Source organism: Streptomyces sp. NPDC091682, from assembly GCF_044756625.1.
Taxonomy (GTDB): domain Bacteria; phylum Actinomycetota; class Actinomycetes; order Streptomycetales; family Streptomycetaceae; genus Streptomyces.
Window position 1 is genome coordinate 1 of the sequence record NZ_JBIVTH010000053.1, and the last position, 11,134, is coordinate 11,134.

Consider the following 11,134-nt stretch of genomic DNA (forward strand, 5'->3'; position numbering starts at 1 on the left):
AGAACCCCCACCATCACCCTCGCCGCATGACCACCCCAAACGCCCGCATACCCGGCACCACGTCCTTGACGAAGGACATAGAGACACCCCCCCCGGGGCCCGCTGCGCGGCCGCGCCCGTTCGGGGGCGGGCACGGCCGTGCACTCCACTCGGGCAAATTGGTCATATTGGGTTAAACGGCGGTGAGCCACCGGGGCTACGCGCCCCGCCCTCGTCATAGTCGTCCCTGGCAACCGCCTGGTTGCCGCCCCGTGCCGCGCGTCGCGGCCGGGTGGATGTCTTCGTAGAGGAGCCGGCTCATGCTGAAGCCCACCAGAACCACCCTCGCTCTCGCCACCGGCAGCCTGGTTCTCGGTCTGGCCGGAGCGGGCGCCGCCGTCGCCGACGACGGTCCGGAGAACCTGCCGCCGCGGGAGATCGTCGTCGGCGGAGGGTCCGCGGAGCCCGGTGTGTATCCCGAGAAGTACGTCACCGGCAAGGTCGTCTCGAAGGGCCCGCTGACGGTCCGCAGCAAGCCGACGACCCGCTCACAGTCCCTCGGCCACGTGTACCCGCACAGCAAGGTCGAGATCGAGTGCAAGAAGTACGGTGAAAAGGTCGACGGCAACCGCATCTGGTACCGCCTGGCCGACAAGAACGGCAGCTGGGAGCACGACGCCGCGGCGCCCAAGCGCGCGTACGACAAGGAGCGTTGGGTCTCCGCCCGCTACGTCAAGAACCTCTCCGAGGTCAAGTACTGCCGCTGACCCCGCCCCGGTCTGCCAGCCGCTGGGCCGGCAGACCGGTCAGCAGTCAGTCCACCGGGCGTACGGCACGCGGGCCCACGCACTCCACGCCGTACGCCCGGACCCGTTCGCGCAGTTCGCGGTCGGCCGTGACCACGACACAGCCGCTCTCCGCGTACGCGGCGGCCAGTTCCACGATCCGGTCGTCGCCGCTCCCCGGCGCCGGGTCCACCCGGACGCCCGGAACGGACTCGACGCCCCGGGCGGCGCCTTCCACGACGAGAACGACCTCCTCGTCCCCGCCCCGGTCGGCCAGCAGGTCGCGCAGCCGGACGGCCGCGCCCCGCCGGTCCCGCCACCAGCCGTCCGGCACCGAGCCGACGACGTTCGCGCCGTCCACGATCAGCACCCTCCGTACAGCGTCCACGGCGGCCGGGCCCTCAGAAGTCGCCGTAGTTGACCTGCCAGGTGGGCAGGCCCATCCGACGCCAGATCGCGACCACCCGGTCCCGGTCGTCGAGCGAGACGCGCACCGCGTACCGGTGGCGCACATGCCGGTCGAACAGCTCGGCCTTCACCACGTCGTCGCGGCGCGTGTCGCCCGCCGCGCGCATCCACAGCTCGTCGTACGGCACCTCGTGGCGCCGCAGCCAGGACTCCGTCTGCTGGCGGTACTCCTCGCCGCGCCCCGACAGCAGCACGATCGAGTCGCCGTCGGCGCGCCGGAAGGCGTCGAGCGCGTGCCGTACCGACTCGTTCAGCCGGTCGAGCTCGCAGCGCGAGAAGTCGTACGGGCCCCGGTCGCCGATCAGCGCGAGCGTGCCGTCGATGTCGCACATCACCGCGGCCGGCAGGGCCGGGTCGGGGACGTACTCCGTCACGGGCGGCGCGGCCACCCCGCTCGACCCGCCGTTCATCCACTCCGACGTCAGCCGCCAGCCGCCCCGCCGCGCCTTCTCGTTCTTCTCGGCCAGGATGCGGATGATCTCCTCACCGACCTGACGCTCGCGCGCGGCGTCCCGGCGCAGGCACTCCTCCAGCGGAACGTCGGTGAAGTCGTGCACGACGAAGGTCGCGAGACCGCCGACCGCCGCCTTGAGCCGCTTGGGGATGTTCTTGGTCAGGTGGGTGTTGTCGACGACCACGTCGAAGCCGCCGTCGACCGCCGCACGGACCGCCGCGTCCTGGACGGCCAGCACCGTCTGCTCGTGCTTGAAGCTGCGGCCCCGCGCGGGGTCCGGGAGGTCGAGCATGAGCCGCAGGTCGTCGAGGTTGACGCGGCGCATGCGGCCACCGGCCTCGGCCTGCAGGGCGCGCGCGGCCGTCGTCTTGCCGGAGGCCGGCAGGCCCGTCATGACGTGCACGACGGGCAGCGGGGCCTCCTCGGCGGCGGCCACAGCCACCGCCGCGGTCGCAGTCGCAGTCTCAGTCGCAGTCGCGTCCGTGCTCACAGCCGTGTTCACGTCCGTGTGCGTGGGTGTGTCTTCGGACACGGGTCAGCTCTCCTCGTCGTTCGTGAAGGGGTCGGACGTCTCCGGCCGCACGTTGCGCCATACGGCCAGTTCCGTGGACCGACCGTCCAGGCGCAGGAACATCGCGGCCCTGACCTCCCGATCGGGCAGTGCCTTCACCGCCCGGGCGAAGGCCCCCCGGTCGGCGGCCAGGTGCGCGAGACCCGCGTACGCCTCGTCGATGGCGCGTTCGCGGCGCGCGGCCTCGCCCTCGAGGCGCTCGATCACCTCGCTCACCCAGGCGTCGAACTCGTCGGGCACCTGGTCGAGCAGCGCGTCGAGTGGCTTGCCGCCCGTGGCCTCGATCTCGGCGACCGTGGTACCGAGTCCCTGGGCGAGTTGCTTGAGGGGCAGTCCGGCGAACCGCTGGATGCCGTGGGCGCGCCAGATGTCCCGCTCGGTGGCCTTGGTCAGCAGGCGGTGGAGGCGTACGTACTCGGCCAGCTTGGCCTTCGCGCGCACACCGGAGGCGAAGCGCAGTACGAAGCCCTCCGCCTGGGTGCCGGTCGCCGAGGCGCCGCCGGGCAGGGTGTTGGACTCGGTGAGCGCGATCAGCTCGTCGATGGGCATGGCGGGCCAGACCGTGACGACGGAACCGATCCCCTCCCAGTGGGTCGCGGCCTCGACGAGCGGGACCTCGGTGCCGCCCTGGCCGAAGGCCGCGAGGAGGACGAGGTCCCGGCGGTCGCCGTAGTCCACGACGATGCGGTTCTGCGGGTACAGGATCTCGGCGAGGTAGGTGGTGCCGGGGCGCAGGGCCGCGGTGTCCCGGCCGTCGAGCAGGCGCTGCGCCCAGGTCGCCTGGGCGCTGATGAAGGACCCCTTGGAGGCGACCCGCCAGCGGTCCGCGTAGTGGAAGACGACGGCGAGGCTGCCGTCGACCTTGTCGTAGACCTCGAACGGCTCGTCCGGGAGGGCGGGGGCGTACGGTTGACCCGACTCGTGCTCGCCGACGTTGAAGAACTTCGGCAGCGGCAACGCGACGATCGCCCCGGTGGTGTCGTCGGCGACGAGTCCGCGACAGCGGGTGGTGACGTCGTTCCAGACGCGCTCGTACTGGGCAGTCCGCGTGTAGGTGTATATGGACAGCGGCAGTTCGGGGTGCGACTTGCGGGTCACGTACCCGGCGTCGATCGAGTCCGCCAGCGCCTGTGCGGGCACCAGGTCATGCAGAGTCAGGGTCTCCTGGCTCATGGGGTCCTCCCGGTTTGAGATGGCTCATTCTCACGTGCGGGAGGGTGTGCCCGGTAATCAATTATGCCTGGTCGGTGCAGTGCCCAGGCGGTTGATGTCGGCGGGCCGCAGGACGTGGCCGGGGATCTCGGTGCCGGGCGAGGCGACGGCGATCATGGCCCGGCCGAAGGCCTCGGAGGTGATCACCAGGTTCGGGGCGACCTTCCGCACGAGGGGGACGAGGGGGCCGAGGACGGCGTAGAACACCCGGGACAGGCGGGCCTTGGAGGGCACCCCGCGCACCGGCTGGACGATGCCGGGGCGGAACATGTAGGCGCGGAAGGGCAGTTCGAGCAGGTCGTTCTCGGTCTTCCCCTTGATCCGGGCCCACATGGAGCGGCCCTGCTCGGTGCTGTCCGTACCCTCGCCGGAGACGTAGACGAAGGTCATGCCGGGATGGGCGGCGGCCAGCGGCCGGGCCACGGCGAGCGTCAGGTCGTAGGTGACGCGCCGGTACTCCTCTTCCTTCATGCCGACGGAGGAGACCCCGAGGCAGTAGAAGCAGGCGTCGTACGCGGCCGGGTCGATCCCGGCGGCGGCCAGGTCGGACGGATCGCCCTGGACGCACTCGCGCAGCTTGGGGTGGCTGACGCCGAGCGGGGTGCGTCCGACGGCGACGACGCTCTCGACCGCATCGCTGCGCAGGCATTCGCGCAGGACGCCCCGGCCGAGCATGCCGGTCGCACCGAAGAGGAGGACGTTCACGGAGGGCAGTCTAGGCGGTGTCCTGGGGTTGGGGCCGGATCAGGGCGCGGCGCTACGGCTGAACGCACCGCGCCGGCTCGCCGTACTTCATGCCGCTGGAGTAGAGGCGCCCGTTGTGGTCGTGACCCATGAATTTGATGCCGTGGACGCGCCGCTCCACAAGGGTCAGCCGAAGGATCTGGGTCTCGGACCCCATCGAGAACTCAAGGAGGTCACCGGGCTGGAGGTCTTCGGCAAGGACATCAACGGTCATGGTGGGGATGGTATGACGTGATCGTGGTACGGATCGGTGAGGGCTCCCCGTACGGGCGGCCCGAGAGGAGCGGTCGCGGGTGGGATGACCTTCGCGGCGATGACGGGATGGCGGCGGCCGAGCCGTCCTGGACAGCCCTGTGCACCGGACTCGACCCGCGGGCCTTCGGGAAGCGGCCGACGGTTCGGCGGGACTGAGGGTGCGGACCGGTCCGCACGGGCCGCCGGTGGCGCCTTCCGCGGCTCGCTGGACGCGGTCTCGGTGACTCGGTGTTGGACCGACATCTCGCCGCCGCTCCCCGGTCCGGGCGGCCCCGGCAGCTCAGCGTGCGGCGGGCTCGTACAGGAAGCCGGTCAGCGGTGCGAGGACCTTCCAGTCGAGGGTTTCGTAGAGCGCCCGGCCTTGGACGGTCGCGCCCAGGATGCCGGTGGTCGCACCGTTCTCGACGGCCGCCCCGGTGAGTGCACCCATCACGACCGTCCCGAGGCCGAGGCGCTGGTGAGCCTCCTCGGTGATGATCTGGTCGAAGACGCAGGCGGTACCCGTCAGACCGGTTTGGCCGCGCGCGGCGAGCTCCCCGTCGGCCGCCAGAACGCGCACGCTGACGACATCGCCGTCCCTCTCGGCGGTGACCGTGTAACCGTCGGGCGCGCGCACGACGGACGGACGCAGGTCGACGGCCATCAGGAAGCCGGGATCGGTCGCCTCCCACTCGGGTGAGAACCACGGCTCCATGACGTCCGGTTCCAGGAAGGCCTTGATGCAGGTGGTCGGTTCGGTGACCGCGTCGATGAGCCGGCGTGCGGTCTCGACATCGGCGTCGAGCAGGACGTGCCGGACCGCTTGGCCCGGCAGCCCCACCTGGATGCTCAGCCCCCACGGCACGTCCACCGGCCGCGGTGCCCTCCGCGAGACGGTCCATCCGTCGACCCACGAGCGCGCGAGCTCCCACATCCGGACACCCCTCCGAGTAATGACTGCGATCGGAGTGCGGATGTTACACAGGTGCACTGACGGTCGAGCCCTCCCGCTCGATCGTCTAAGGGCTGTCCCGTAATCCGCGGCGGGTCAGCGCGCGGCGTCAGATGCGGTGCATCGCAAGGCGGAGGGGCGTCCTCATACTGGGCGTATTCGGGCGATCCCGACAACGCGGCGAGGTGCCGTAGCTGGCGCCGCGCGCCCGCCGGGGATTACGGGACAACCCTTACGAGCTCGTGCATGGTTGGCGGTGCGAGGCTGGATCGTGATCCCTGATCATGTTCGTGTGGTGGGGAAAGGGTCTCGTGCAGCGATCATCAGCGACCGGCGGATCACAGGGCTCTCAGCTGATGTGATCGCCGAACTCGTCGCCGAGGTAGGTCCGATATGGCATGAACGGCACCAGGCGAGACTGGAGTCCAGGCCGCGGAAGCGGGCCGTCGGTGCTGGTGCGAAGCACCGGCTGGTCTTCATCGACCGGCTCCTGGCCACGCTCGTCCACCTTCGCCACGGTGCCACTCACGACGTTCTGGCCTGCTGGTTCGGCGTCGACCGCTCCACGATCACCCGGGCGATTGGCGAGGTGCGGCCCTTGCTCGCAGCCCGTGGCTGCACCATCGCGGCCGGCACCCGGCTCCGCACCCTCGCCGAGGTCATCGACCACCTCGGCGCCAGCGGGCAGACCGGAATCATCGACGGCACCGAGATCCGGGTTCGCAGGCCCGCCGTCGGCCGCAAGGACCGGGAGAGGTTCATCTCCGGCAAGAACAAGCAGAACGCCGTCAAGGCCATGGTCCTCACCGACGCTGGCGGCCGACTCCTGTTCTGCAGTCCAGCCCAGCCTGCCAGCTGCGCCGACATTACCCACGCCCGACAGTTGGGCCTGGTCAAGCACCTGGCTGGCGGCCTCCCCGTGGAGATCCTCGCCGACGCCGGCTACCAGGGGCTGGGCGCCCAGACCGGCGGCCGCGTGGTGACACCACCGCACCGCAAGTTCAAGAAGAACCCGCCGGACTGGTACGAGGAGATCTACGAGCGCCAGCGCAAGGCGCACTCTTCACGCAGGATCCGCGTCGAGCACGGCATCGCACACCTCAAGAACTGGCGAGCCCTCGCCCGCCACCACGGACGACGCGAAAGCATGAGCGACACGATCCAAGCCATCGCCAGCCTGCTCTCACACCAGCAGACCGCCACCCGCGGCGGCCGTCAGCAACAGTGACCACCAGGCCGACCCGCACCTTTGGACGCGTCACCGCCAACCATGCACGAGCTCGTTAGTGGGAGACGCAGAGTTCGTTGCCCTCCGGATCGGCGAGGGTCGTCCATGCGCTGGGGCCCATCCGGCCCTCGTGGAGGTGCTTGGCACCGTTGGCGATGAGGCGTTCGACCAGCGCCTTGGGGTCGTCGGAGCCGGTGCGGACGTCGAAATGGGCCCGGTTCTTGACCGTCTTGGGTTCGGGGACGAACTGGAAGAGGACACGGGGTGCGCGCTCCAAGCCCTCCGGGTGGCGGATCGCGGCTCCCACCTTCCAGACGAGGGTGCCCCGGTGGATCTTGGTGTCGTCCTCGCTCGCGCGGCCCGCCTCGATCAGGCCGCGGATGAACTGTTCGTCGCTCGGCTCCACTTCCCAACCGAGCGCCTCGGCCCACCAGTCGGCGAGCGTGTGCGGATCGGTCGAGTCGATGGTCACCTGGAACGTGTATGCCATGCCAGGACCCTACTGAGGGGGCGCCGCCCGTCGCCACACGGCGCGAGCGGGTGTGGGGTTCGGGCTGCGGTGCGCTCAGCGCGGGCGTCATCGGCCGCTCGCCCCGCTCCCTGCGGTGAGGTGCGAGGCGATCAGCGCGGCGAAGGTCAGCAGCCAGGCGCCCACGGCGATCCAGAGCAGGACCTCGCCGAGCGTGCGCAGCCAGGCGATGCCGGCCGGTTCCGCCACGGACAGGCAGGCGGTCGCCGTCATGCCGAGCGGGAAGACGGTGGCCCAGCGCCGGATGTCGTAGCGCGGCCGCGGGTGGCGCAGTTCGGCGGCGAGGAGGACGACGTACCAGATGAGGGACAGGGCGAGCAGGGCGAGCGTGACGGTACGCAGCGTGGTGTGTGCCGAACCGGTCCATACGGGTGATGCCGTGAGCTTGGATCCGGCCAGGGCGGAGATGGAGAGCGCGCCGCCCGCCACCCAGTGGTCGCCCTTTCCGCCCACCACCTCGCGCGGGTCGAAGCGGAAGAGGGCCGCCAGGTAGAGCAGCAGGCCGAGGCAGAAGGCGGCCATCGCCGCCCGCGCCAGCAGGTCCTGGTGGTCGGCGTCGGCCAGGGAGGCGGCGAGGAGGGAGAGCCCCTGGGTCGCCACGCAGCCGAGGAAGGCCGCTCCCGGCATGCGCCGCCGCCAGTGCCGCAGGACGTTGAAGAGCAGCCCGGGCCAGAGCACCGCCGCCAGCACGAGCAGCACGGCGGCCGCCGTCTGCCAGCCCTGCTGCGAGAGCCGGGCCCCGATGACGGTGGTGGCGGCTACGGCCGTCAGCGCGGCCGGTGTGTCGGCCTCGGCGCGGAACCGCCCGCGGTCGCCCAGCAGCTGGGAGGTGAAGTCGGCGGCGAGTACGAGCCACAGTGCCCCGGCGACGACCAGCGTGGCGAGTGACGCCGTCGGGTGCCCGGTCAGGTGCAGGCCGACGGAAATGATGCCGGTGGCCATGACGGCGGCTCCCGCCGCGGGCGGGAGCCCGGTCCACCAGTCACGGCCGGGGAGGATGCTCACGCGTCCAGCGGACCCCACGGGTCGGCCGGCTCCCGGCGGACGGGGCCGACGCGCCGCGGGAACCACACGGCCGGACGCGAAACCTCCTGCACGCAAGATCAAGCAAACCTGCGCGCGATGCACAGGCGGGGATCCGGGCCGGTCCTAGGCTCGGACCCGGACGCGGACCTGCCGGTCCGTCACAGGGGAGCGGACCGGCGGGTTCCCGATCCCTCGCACGGGGACGTCGACCTTGCCCGGGACCGGGCGGCTGCCGCTGAGGAGGGAACTCCGCGCGCGCCACCGGCGCGGCGTTGCAGGTGCGGGGGTAGCGTCGACTCCCCCGGTGGGGTGGCCGGAACTCGCGCTTGCCGGCCCGGTTAGGCCTACCTAACCTATGGCTCACCCACGCTCGAGAACGTCGGCACGACTTCGGGACCCGTCCCCAACCGAAGGAGCCTCCCCCCATGAACGCACGTCTCGACCATGCCCGGCCCTACGCCCTCGGCCTGTTCCGGATCGTCACCGGACTACTCTTCGCCTCGCACGGCGCCGCTTCCCTCTTCGGTGTCCTCGGCGGTGCGCACGGCGGCGGAACCGTCGCCACCGGCACCTGGCCCGGCTGGTACGCCGCCGCCATCCAGCTCGTCGCCGGTGCCCTGGTCCTGCTGGGTCTCGGGACCCGGGCGGCCGCCTTCGTCGCCTCCGGTTCGATGGCGTACGCGTACTTCACCGTGCACCAGCCCGGTGCACTGTGGCCGCTGCAGAACGGGGGCGAGGCCTCGGCGATGTTCTGCTGGGCCTTCCTCCTGCTGGTGTTCACCGGTCCCGGGGCCCTGGCGGTGGACGGGCTGTTCTCCTCGCGTTCGGCGGACTCCGCCGGGCGGCGGGACCAGAACCGCCCGGAGGCCGTCACCGCCTGAGGAATCGATTCAGCGCCACTCGATTCGACCCCGTACCCGCCTGCACCGCACGCGCCGGCACCGCACGCGTCCGTGCCGCTCGCGCCCCGACGCCCGGGCCCTCAGCAGGACGGCGCGACCAGCCCCATCTCGTAGGCGATGATGACGAGTTGGACCCGGTCCCGGGCGTCGAGCTTGGTGAACAGGCGCGAGACGTGCGATTTGGCCGTGGCCTCGGAGATGAACAGCTCCTCGCCTATCTCACCGTTCGAACGGCCCCGCCCCACCAGGGTCAGCACCTCCCGCTCGCGCTCGGTGATCCCCGCGTCGGGCCGCAGCGCACGCGCCTCGGGCACCCCGAGACCGGATGCCGCCGGACCGGGCGCCACCGGACCGGGCACGCGCGCGAAGTCCGCGATCAGCCTGCGGGTGACGGCCGGTGCGATCAGGGCGTCCCCCGCGGCGATCACCCGGATCGCCGCGAGGATCTCCTCCACGGCCATGTCCTTGACGACGAAACCGCTCGCACCGGCGCGCAGCGCCCCGTAGACGTGGTCGTCCTCGTCGAAGGTGGTCAGCACGAGCACCTTGACCGCCTCCGTCCCGGTGGTGATCAGCCCGGTGGCCTCGATGCCGTCCATGCCCGGCATCCGGATGTCCATCACCACCACGTCGGGGCGGAGTTCGGCGGCGAGGCGGACACCCTCGGTGCCCGTACCCGCCTCGCCGACGACCTCCAGGTCGGCGGTGTCGGCCATCAGCACCCGCAGACCGGACCTGACCAGCGGCTGGTCGTCCACGAGCAGGACGCGGGTCGCCCGCGCGGGAGCGACGGTCATCGGACCCCCTCCGCGGCCACCGCGGCCAGGGGCAGCGGCAACGCCGCTTCGACCCGGAAGCCGCCCCCGGCCCGGGGACCGGCACTGAAACGGCCGTGCAGCAGACTGACCCGCTCGCGCATGCCCGTGATGCCGAATCCCGTACTTCCGATGCCGTCGGGCGCACCGCGCCCGTCGTCGACGACCTCCACGGTCAACTCCTGTTCCCCGTATCCGATGGTGACCCGGCAGTGCCCGGTGCCCGCGTGGCGGACCACGTTGGTCAGCGCCTCCTGCACGATGCGGTACGCCGACAGGTCCGTCTCGGGCGGCAGTTGACCCCGCTCCCCCTCCCACCGTACGTCGACCCGCACCCCGGCGTCGGCGGTGGTGGCCACCAGCGCGTCGAGGTCCGAGAGCCCGGGTGCGGGCCCGAGCGGCGCCTGCCCCCGGGTACCGTCCGGCTGGGCCCGGCGCAGCGCGACCAGCGTACGGCGAAGGCCGGAGAGGGTCTCGCGGCTGGTGGCCTCGATGGCCCGCAGGGCGGCGCGGGCCTCCTCCGGCTGGGTGTCGATGACCCTGCTGCCGACACCGGCCTGGATGGCGATCACCCCGATGCTGTGCGCGACCATGTCGTGCAACTCGCGTGCGATGCGCAGCCGTTCGGCGGTCACGGCCTCGGCCACCTGCCGCGTGCGCAGTTCGGTCGTGTACTCCCGGCGCTCGCGGAACCGCAGGCCGGTCATGTAGACGGCGCCCAGCGACAGGAAGGCGATCAGGCTCGTGCTCATCAGGTCGTACGGTCCGGAGGCCACCAACGCGACCGCCGGGAGTTCCACGACGAGCACCATGGCGAGGGCGATAACCGCGTCCCGCCGGGGGCGCGTGGCGACGAGGAGTCCGAGGACGAGGTCCGGGGCGAGGAAGACGAGGAACCGGCCCGGACTGTGGTTCTGGGCGGACCCCGCGACGAGCGTGCCGCCGAGGAGCGTCAGGGCCAGTGCCGCCAGGGGCCGGTGCCGCAGCAGCGGGACGAGCGGGGTCACGGCCAGCAGCGTCACGACCCCGAGGAGCGGCCCGGCGGCGTACGGGACGCCGCCGATCAGCAGGCCCAGGACGAGGACGTAGAGGCCCGCGCCGCCCCAGGCCATGCGGGCCGCTCCGGGCCCTGATGCAGAACCCCCGTTATGTTTTTCGCGGTCCTGCAATGGGGCCGCTGGCCTCCGGGCCCGGTATGACTGTGTCCCCTCTGTCGGACGAATGACCTGGGGGGT

The 11,134-nt window shown here is 71.5% G+C and carries 14 protein-coding genes and 1 pseudogene; 4 read left to right on the plus strand and 11 right to left on the minus strand.

Annotated features, from left to right (window positions below; genetic code table 11):
- The first annotated feature begins 299 nt into the window (after nt 1-299).
- Nucleotides 300-746, plus strand: coding sequence for an SH3 domain-containing protein (locus tag ACIQK6_RS42655; RefSeq protein WP_329095538.1), 447 nt, complete (start codon nt 300-302; stop codon nt 744-746).
- 46 nt (nt 747-792) lie between these two features.
- Here the strand turns inward: ACIQK6_RS42655 and ACIQK6_RS42660 are convergent, their stop codons facing one another.
- The 7 genes from ACIQK6_RS42660 to ACIQK6_RS42690 form a co-directional block, all read right to left on the minus strand.
- Nucleotides 793-1,152, minus strand: a complete 360-nt coding sequence (locus tag ACIQK6_RS42660; RefSeq protein ID WP_329095540.1) for an NTP pyrophosphohydrolase — start codon at nt 1,150-1,152, stop codon at nt 793-795.
- 13 nt (nt 1,153-1,165) lie between these two features.
- A complete protein-coding gene (locus ACIQK6_RS42665; RefSeq protein ID WP_402697786.1) occupies nt 1,166-2,218 on the minus strand; it encodes an AAA family ATPase in 1,053 nt (350 codons plus the stop codon).
- A gap of 3 nt (nt 2,219-2,221) precedes the next feature.
- A complete protein-coding gene (locus ACIQK6_RS42670; RefSeq protein ID WP_329095543.1) occupies nt 2,222-3,430 on the minus strand; it encodes an RNA ligase in 1,209 nt (402 codons plus the stop codon).
- Between the two features lie 57 nt (nt 3,431-3,487).
- Nucleotides 3,488-4,174, minus strand: coding sequence for an epimerase (locus tag ACIQK6_RS42675; protein ID WP_329095544.1), 687 nt, complete (start codon nt 4,172-4,174; stop codon nt 3,488-3,490).
- A gap of 52 nt (nt 4,175-4,226) precedes the next feature.
- Nucleotides 4,227-4,427 carry a hypothetical protein gene (locus tag ACIQK6_RS42680; protein WP_329095545.1) on the minus strand — a complete coding sequence of 67 codons (201 nt, stop codon included), beginning with the start codon at nt 4,425-4,427 and terminating at the stop codon, nt 4,227-4,229.
- A gap of 321 nt (nt 4,428-4,748) precedes the next feature.
- A complete protein-coding gene (locus ACIQK6_RS42685; protein ID WP_329095547.1) occupies nt 4,749-5,381 on the minus strand; it encodes a GNAT family N-acetyltransferase in 633 nt (210 codons plus the stop codon).
- 367 nt (nt 5,382-5,748) lie between these two features.
- Nucleotides 5,749-5,916, minus strand: a complete 168-nt coding sequence (locus tag ACIQK6_RS42690) for a hypothetical protein (protein WP_327740390.1) — start codon at nt 5,914-5,916, stop codon at nt 5,749-5,751.
- Here ACIQK6_RS42690 and ACIQK6_RS42695 point away from each other — a divergent pair.
- Both ACIQK6_RS42695 and ACIQK6_RS42700 read left to right on the plus strand, forming a co-directional pair.
- Nucleotides 5,890-5,958: pseudogene (locus tag ACIQK6_RS42695) on the plus strand (transposase family protein); the annotation flags it as partial. The gene ACIQK6_RS42690 and the pseudogene ACIQK6_RS42695 sit on opposite strands and share 27 nt — an antisense overlap.
- Before the next feature lie 39 nt (nt 5,959-5,997).
- Entirely contained in the window at nt 5,998-6,627 is a 630-nt protein-coding gene (locus tag ACIQK6_RS42700) for a transposase family protein (RefSeq protein ID WP_327739936.1), read from the plus strand.
- A 55-nt stretch (nt 6,628-6,682) separates the two neighbouring features.
- Here the strand turns inward: ACIQK6_RS42700 and ACIQK6_RS42705 are convergent, their stop codons facing one another.
- Nucleotides 6,683-7,117, minus strand: a complete 435-nt coding sequence (locus tag ACIQK6_RS42705; RefSeq protein ID WP_329095548.1) for a VOC family protein — start codon at nt 7,115-7,117, stop codon at nt 6,683-6,685.
- An 87-nt stretch (nt 7,118-7,204) separates the two neighbouring features.
- Complete coding sequence (locus tag ACIQK6_RS42710; RefSeq protein WP_402697790.1) at nt 7,205-8,161, minus strand: tellurite resistance/C4-dicarboxylate transporter family protein; 957 nt, start codon at nt 8,159-8,161, stop codon at nt 7,205-7,207.
- Between the two features lie 446 nt (nt 8,162-8,607).
- Here ACIQK6_RS42710 and ACIQK6_RS42715 point away from each other — a divergent pair, with 446 nt between their 5' ends.
- A complete protein-coding gene (locus tag ACIQK6_RS42715) occupies nt 8,608-9,063 on the plus strand; it encodes a DoxX family protein (RefSeq protein WP_329095552.1) in 456 nt (151 codons plus the stop codon).
- 101 nt (nt 9,064-9,164) lie between these two features.
- Here the strand turns inward: ACIQK6_RS42715 and ACIQK6_RS42720 are convergent, their stop codons facing one another.
- Together ACIQK6_RS42720 and ACIQK6_RS42725 are read right to left on the minus strand one after the other, a co-directional pair.
- On the minus strand, nt 9,165-9,881 hold the full coding sequence (locus ACIQK6_RS42720; RefSeq protein WP_329095554.1) for a response regulator transcription factor: 717 nt from the start codon (nt 9,879-9,881) through the stop codon (nt 9,165-9,167).
- On the minus strand, nt 9,878-11,011 hold the full coding sequence (locus ACIQK6_RS42725; protein WP_402697793.1) for a sensor histidine kinase: 1,134 nt from the start codon (nt 11,009-11,011) through the stop codon (nt 9,878-9,880). Before ACIQK6_RS42725 ends, ACIQK6_RS42720 begins: the two co-directional genes overlap by 4 nt.
- Between the last annotated feature and the right edge of the window lie 123 nt (nt 11,012-11,134).

Bases quoted from the DNA above. Each gene is read 5' to 3' on its own strand.
- ACIQK6_RS42655 (WP_329095538.1), top strand. From the start codon at position 300: ATGCTGAAGCCCACCAGAACCACCCTCGCTCTCGCCACCGGCAGCCTG.
- ACIQK6_RS42670 (WP_329095543.1), bottom strand. From the start codon at position 3,430: ATGAGCCAGGAGACCCTGACTCTGCATGACCTGGTGCCCGCACAGGCG.
- ACIQK6_RS42680 (WP_329095545.1), bottom strand. From the start codon at position 4,427: ATGACCGTTGATGTCCTTGCCGAAGACCTCCAGCCCGGTGACCTCCTT.
- ACIQK6_RS42685 (WP_329095547.1), bottom strand. From the start codon at position 5,381: ATGTGGGAGCTCGCGCGCTCGTGGGTCGACGGATGGACCGTCTCGCGG.
- ACIQK6_RS42705 (WP_329095548.1), bottom strand. From the start codon at position 7,117: ATGGCATACACGTTCCAGGTGACCATCGACTCGACCGATCCGCACACG.
- ACIQK6_RS42715 (WP_329095552.1), top strand. From the start codon at position 8,608: ATGAACGCACGTCTCGACCATGCCCGGCCCTACGCCCTCGGCCTGTTC.
- ACIQK6_RS42720 (WP_329095554.1), bottom strand. From the start codon at position 9,881: ATGACCGTCGCTCCCGCGCGGGCGACCCGCGTCCTGCTCGTGGACGAC.
- ACIQK6_RS42725 (WP_402697793.1), bottom strand. From the start codon at position 11,011: ATGGCCTGGGGCGGCGCGGGCCTCTACGTCCTCGTCCTGGGCCTGCTG.